Below are 6,039 nucleotides of genomic sequence, written 5' to 3' on the forward strand. Positions count from 1 at the left end.
GGCCCGGAGGCGGAAGCGAAGCGTGACCACGCAGGGCCCTCGCTCGTGCCCGATCAGCACAGCATGAGCGAGTCAGGCCCGGAGACGGAAGCGAAGCCTTCCCCCTCGGAGACCTCGCTCGTGACCGCGGGGGAAGGCGATCCGGGCTCGGAGGCGACTGCGAAAGACGAAGACGCTTCTCCCTCGACCGTGCCCGATCGGCAGGCCGCCAGCGGATCCGCGCGCCCGGCCGTCGATACCGTGGTGGGACGTGATCCCGGCGCCGCGGTGCTGCCCGAGGTCGAGTACGGACCGGACGCCAAGATCGTCGCCGTCGTGGTCACCCACAAGCGACGTGATCTGCTCGCCGAATCGCTGAAAGCTGTCGCCACCCAGTCGCGGGCCGTCGACCACCTGATCGTGATCGACAACGGCAACGAAGCCGAGGTCGCCGAACTCGTGGCCGATCAGCCGATCGAGACCACCTATCTCGGTTCCGCGCACAATCTGGGCGGAGCGGGCGGTTTCGCGCTGGGGATGCTGCACGCGCTGAGCCTCGGCGCGGACTGGGTGTGGCTGGCCGACGACGACGGCCGGCCCGAGGGCCCGGAGGTGCTGGCCACCCTGTTCGACTGCGCGCGGCGCCACGAACTGGTGGAGGTCTCACCGGTCGTCTGCGATATCGACGAACCCGATCGGCTGGCGTTCCCGCTGCGGCGCGGGGTGGTGTGGCGGCGGTTGCGTTCCGAGCTGGGCGGCGAGGATTTCCTGCCCGGGATCGCCTCGTTGTTCAACGGTGCGCTGATCTCGGCACAGGCGGTCGATGTGATCGGGGTGCCGGATCTGCGGCTGTTCGTGCGCGGTGACGAGGTCGAGGTGCACCGCCGGTTGGTGCGTTCCGGATTACCCTTCGGGACCTGCCTGCAAACGGCGTATCTGCACCCCAACGGCGCGGCCGAGTTCAAGCCGATCCTCGGTGGCCGCATGCACACCCAGTACCCGGACGACCCGGTGAAGCGGTATTTCACCTACCGCAACCGCGGCTATCTCATGTCCCAGCCGGGTATGCGAAAGCTGCTGCCGCAGGAATGGATTCGTTTCTCCTGGTTCTTCCTGGTGACCCGGCGCGATCCGGCCGGATTGCGCGAATGGTTCCATCTGCGCAGCCTCGGTCGCAACGAGCAATTCCAGAAACCGGATTAGCCCGACAGTTCGCGTATCGCCCGAATCGGTCACCGTCCGGACAACCAGGGTTGACGGCCGATGCGAGGGATTCATCCATGCCGGGTAAGTTCGGCTGGCAATCTGCTTGATTCGGGAGGAGATCGATGAGTTACCCCGGCGGTCAGCCGCCACAAGGTCAGCCTGCGCCCGGCCAGTTCCCGCCGCCGCAACAGCAGTTCGCGCCCCCGGCGCCGAACCAGGGTGGCCAGCCACAGTATCCAGGGGGGCCGCAGGGCGGTCCGCAGCCGTGGGGTGCGCCGCCCCCGGGCGGTTACGGTCAGCCGCCCGGGCAGCCGCAGTACGCGAGCGGTCCCTACGCCCAGCCGACCGGGCAGCCGCCCGCCCAGTTCGGGCAGCCCGGCCCCTACGGTCAGCAGCAACCGCAGGCCGCGCCGAACGATCCGCCGGGTATCACAGTGGATTGTTCCTACACTCCGATGGCGTTCCTGCTCGCGATCACCAAACCCAAGATCACCGTGAACGGGCAGCGGGTGCCGAACACCCGGTGGGGCGCCAATCATATTCCGGTCGGTGCCGGCCAGTACCACGTGCGGGTCACCACGCCCTGGTTGTTCGATATGGGTCCCGCCGATGTCGCGGTGCCGGTGCAGCCGGGCCAGGCGGTCCGGTACTACTACCGGACGCCGGCGCTGATCTTCCTCAACGGGGCGATCGGCCCGGTGCCACAGAAGACCCCCGGCATGGTGGTCATGTACGTGATCTGGGCGTTCGTGGCCCTGATCTTCCTGATGAACATCCTGCTCATCGCCACAATGTGAGCGACGGTCCGTGCGCGGCGGGTCGGCTACGACCGGCCGCGCACGGACAGCGCCGCAGATCCGTGCGGGCCGCCGGTATCGAGCCGCAGCACGATGTATCGACGGGCCGTTCGTGGGACGCCGAGCCCTTTCCTACGCGGACGCCGACTCGGACCGGGCCGGGCACTTGTCGAGCCGGGTCCATCGGATGCACATCTGTCGGGAGCGGGAGCGTGGGCGGCGATCCTCGACCGGCTGCCTGCGCCCGGTCCGATCCACCGACCACCCCGCCCACCGCACTGCGCGGCCCCTGGGCAAGCCCGGGCCTGTTGCCTACGCTCGAAGCGCAGTGCCGGACGCACAGCGGCCGGCGCCCGCGACAACAGGAGGGCAGGTAATGACGGCAACCGGAGACAAACCGCTGAGCGGCCGGACGATGATCATGTCCGGCGGTAGCCGCGGTATCGGGCTGGAGATCGCCAAACGGGCGGCCGCCGACGGCGCGAACATCACCCTGATCGCCAAAACAGATCAGCCCCATCCCAAACTGCCGGGGACCATCCACACCGCCGCCGCGGAGTTGGAAGAAGCGGGAGGGACCGTACTGCCGTTCGTCGGCGATGTGCGGATCGACGATTCGGTGGCCGAAGCGGTCCGGCTGACGACCGAACGGTTCGGCGGTATCGATATCGTGGTCAACAACGCCTCGGCCATCGATCTCTCCCCCACCGATTCGCTCCCGATGAAGAAGTACGACCTCATGCAGGACATCAACTGCCGCGGCAGTTTCCTGCTCTCGAAACTCAGTATCCCGGCGTTGCGCGAATCGGCAGCCGCCCGACGCAATCCGCATATCCTCACGCTGTCCCCGCCGCTGAACCTGGACCCCAAATGGGCCGGGTCCTCGCTCGGCTACACCATCGCCAAATACGGGATGTCCCTCACGACACTGGGTTTGGCCGAGGAGCTGAAATCCGACGGTGTCGGGGTCAATTCGCTGTGGCCGCGAACGACCATCGCGACAGCGGCGGTGCAGAATCTGCTGGGTGGTGAGGAGATGGTTCGCACCTCGCGGACCCCGGATATCTACGCCGACGCGGCGTACCTGGTGCTCACTTCACCGGCCGGCGAGACCACCGGCAATTTCTTCCTCGACGACGAGGTGCTCGCCGCCCACGGCATCACCGACCTGGAGAAATACCGGGTGACGCCGGGTGACGAACCGTTGACAACAGATCTGTTCCTCTGACGGGACGGGCCACGCCGGATGCACCGGCGTGGCCCGCGTTCGTACTCGCCCGCTCAGCTCGGGCCGGAATCGATCCCGTAGAGCCGCTCCCAGTTCTCGCGGCTGGTGAGTTCGGCGTGCGCGGCGCGGTAGCGCTGTTGCAGGTCCGGCAGTTCCTTGTACAACCGGCGCAGTACCCGCACGGTCCGCACCAGCAGTGCCCGCGCGGTCGCCTTGTCGCGCTTGCGGACCCGGACACCGGACTGCGAGGCATCGGTGACCACCACATGATCGAACAGCGATACATGCCACCAGTGCGCGTCTTCCCGGGTGATCCCCACCACCCCGGGCTGGACCCGGCCGGTCCACTGTTGGATCGCCCGTTTGATCAACACGGCCAGCAGGCGACTGGGTTCGCCGCTAGCGCGGCGTACCCGGATCTCCGAGGAATCCACCGGCGGTGTCGCCGCGGGATGCTTCACGGTCTCGCTGTAGTCGGACCGGCTGGTGCGGGCCCGTTTCAACGGCTCGATACCGCCGTCACGCAGAATCGACGGACCCGACAGGAAGTCCTCGATGCCCTGCAGGGTGGTGTGCGCGAGCCCGTACTGCATCGCGACCAGGTATTCGGAGATATTGCGGAAGAGCTGGCGGGTGATCGTGCCGGGATCCAGATCCGCGTGCATCGCGCTGACGATCAGCGAGTTACGGGTGCTGAAATAGCGGGCCCAGTCGTCGAAGTCCTTCCAGTAGAAGTCCGCGTGCCACACCGCCGCGTTGGGCAGGGTGACCGTGACGAAACCGTGTTCGCGCGCACGGACCCCGTATTCGACATCGTCCCACTGGAAGAAGATCGGCAGCGGAAGCCCGATCTTCTTCACGACCTCGGCCGGTATCAGGCAGGTCCACCAGGCGTTGTAGCCGGCGTCGACCCGGCGTTCCTGGTTCTTCTTCAGCATGCTGGTGTTGCGCAGTGCCTTGGGCACTTTCTGGCCGTGCATCAGCCGGTGCAGGTTCACGTCCTCGGCGCCGACATTGAGGTAGTCGGGGTTGAGCAGGAACAGCATCTGCGCGCCGACCAGGGTCGGTTCCACGGTCAGGTTGGCGAACGCCTGCATACGCAGGACGGTCTCGGGCTCGCAGAGGATATCGTCGTCCATCAGGATGACGTCGGCGTGCTCGTTGGCCGCGGACACCTCGTAGAGGCCGCGGGTGAAACCGCCCGCGCCGCCCAGGTTCGGCTGCCGGATATAGCGCAGTTTCTCCCCGAACATCGACCGCGTGGCCTGGTAGAGCGGCCGGTCCTCCACGAGATCGGTGCCCTGGTCCACCACGTACACCGCGTCGAGCGAACCGAGAACGGTCGGATCGGAGGCGAGCGCGGCAATGGTCTCGGCGCAGTCCTGCGCGCGGTTGAACGTGCAGATGGCGATGGCCACCGGGCGCACGGTCTCGGGGGCGGTCGCGGTCCAGGTGAGATCGGAGATCTCCAGCTCACCGCCGACCGCCTCGAACTCCAGCCACAGGGCGCCGCCGTCGACGAACTGGTCCAGCGGCGCGGTCAGGGTCAGTGGGCCACTGGCCGTGACCTCCGCGGTGCCGACGATCCGGCGGTGCCCGGCGATATCGGAGGCCACGATCCGCACCCTGGCGTGCTTGCCGACCTGCAGGATCATCGTGGCCTGCACTTCGGTGACCACGGTCCAGCGCTGCCAGTAGCTGGCGGCGAACCGGCCGAAATAGGTGTTGGTGTGCGCGGTCGTGCCCTTTTCCAGGTGCAGGCTCATCCGATCGCGGGTGGCACGCCCCTTGACCACCGCGTAGAGCTCGTCGCTGATCTTCGCCGAGGGGCCGGTGAAGATACCCCGGGCCAGCACCAGCCGCCGCGGCGCCGGGTGGTGTTCGGCGCGCAGCGACTCCGGTGCGACCGCAGCGTGATCGTTCGTCTCGGTAACGGCCTGCATAGCCGACTGGTCCATGAAGTCCTCGAAATCCTTATTGTGCCGGCGGGACAGACATGTCCCTGAATACGGTTCGCGGCGGGCCCGAGGATATCAATCAGCCACGCCGGTCGCCCGGTTGGTCGTTTCCCGATCGGGTTCTCCGGTAAACACGAACTTGTCATAGGCCCAGTACCGGAACACGACGGCGACGATCTGACCCACCAGCGTTCCGGAGATATTGTCCGCCAGCGGAGTGGACAGATCCAGGATGTACCTGGAGAAACCCAGGCAACCCAATTGCAGGCCGATCGCGATCACATTGATCGCCGCGTAGCTCAGATACTCGCGAACCGGGCTGCCGGACTGCTTGTGCGAGAACGTCCACCACTTGTTGCCGAAGTAGGTGACCACCGTGGCCACGCCGATCGCGATGATCTTGGCGGGCAACGGGAAGTGGTACATGAGACCCTCGCCGCCCCAGGCCCCCAGATCGAACACCAGCAGGTTGTAGGTTCCCGCGTCGACCAGGAATCCGATCACGCCCACCACCAGGAACGCCGCGCTCTGCCGTAGCCCGGTCCGCACGCGTTCGGCCAGCGAACGGGGGGCCGGCGCGTCGGTGGCGACAGCGGCCGATGACTCACCAGATGACACGCGCCGACGGTACCGTAGTGACCTGAGCCATCCTCTCCGGCACGGCATGAGTGAGTCAGGCCCGGAGGCGGAAGCGCAGCGTAACCACGCAGGGCCCTCGCTCATGCCCGACGAACGCTGCATGAGTGAGTCAGGCCCGGAGGCGGAAGCGCAGCGTGACCACGCAGGGCCCTCGCTCATGCCCGACGAACGCTGCATGAGTGAGTCAGGCCCGGAGGCGGAAGCGCAGCGTGACCACGCAGGGCCCTCGCTC

At 67.0% G+C, this 6,039-nt stretch carries 5 protein-coding genes; 3 read left to right on the forward strand and 2 right to left on the reverse strand.

Going from position 1 to position 6,039, the window contains the following annotated elements:
- Window positions 1–270: 270 nt before the first annotated feature.
- From glfT1 to ACWCPQ_RS18310, 3 genes are all read left to right on the forward strand, one after another.
- Complete coding sequence (glfT1, locus tag ACWCPQ_RS18300; protein ID WP_051715048.1) at window positions 271–1,182, forward strand: galactofuranosyltransferase GlfT1; 912 nt, start codon at window positions 271–273, stop codon at window positions 1,180–1,182.
- Window positions 1,183–1,307: 125 nt separating this feature from the next.
- Window positions 1,308–1,982, forward strand: coding sequence for a hypothetical protein (locus tag ACWCPQ_RS18305; protein ID WP_449900188.1), 675 nt, complete (start codon window positions 1,308–1,310; stop codon window positions 1,980–1,982).
- Between the two features lie 376 nt (window positions 1,983–2,358).
- A complete protein-coding gene (locus ACWCPQ_RS18310) occupies window positions 2,359–3,210 on the forward strand; it encodes an SDR family oxidoreductase (RefSeq protein ID WP_449900191.1) in 852 nt (283 codons plus the stop codon).
- Between the two features lie 53 nt (window positions 3,211–3,263).
- On the opposite strand, the gene ACWCPQ_RS18315 is transcribed toward ACWCPQ_RS18310, so the two are convergent.
- Window positions 3,264–5,168: a glycosyltransferase gene (locus ACWCPQ_RS18315; RefSeq protein WP_449900193.1), complete on the reverse strand. Its 1,905-nt coding sequence runs from the start codon at window positions 5,166–5,168 to the stop codon at window positions 3,264–3,266.
- 75 nt (window positions 5,169–5,243) lie between these two features.
- Window positions 5,244–5,786 carry a GtrA family protein gene (locus tag ACWCPQ_RS18320; RefSeq protein WP_449900195.1) on the reverse strand — a complete coding sequence of 181 codons (543 nt, stop codon included), beginning with the start codon at window positions 5,784–5,786 and terminating at the stop codon, window positions 5,244–5,246.
- Between the last annotated feature and the right edge of the window lie 253 nt (window positions 5,787–6,039).

Source organism: Nocardia sp. NPDC001965 (assembly GCF_053594175.1).

Excerpts from the sequence above, each read along its gene's own strand:
- ACWCPQ_RS18305 (WP_449900188.1), top strand. The coding sequence starts at position 1,308 with ATGAGTTACCCCGGCGGTCAGCCGCCACAAGGTCAGCCTGCGCCCGGC.
- ACWCPQ_RS18310 (WP_449900191.1), top strand. The coding sequence starts at position 2,359 with ATGACGGCAACCGGAGACAAACCGCTGAGCGGCCGGACGATGATCATG.
- ACWCPQ_RS18315 (WP_449900193.1), bottom strand. The coding sequence starts at position 5,168 with ATGGACCAGTCGGCTATGCAGGCCGTTACCGAGACGAACGATCACGCT.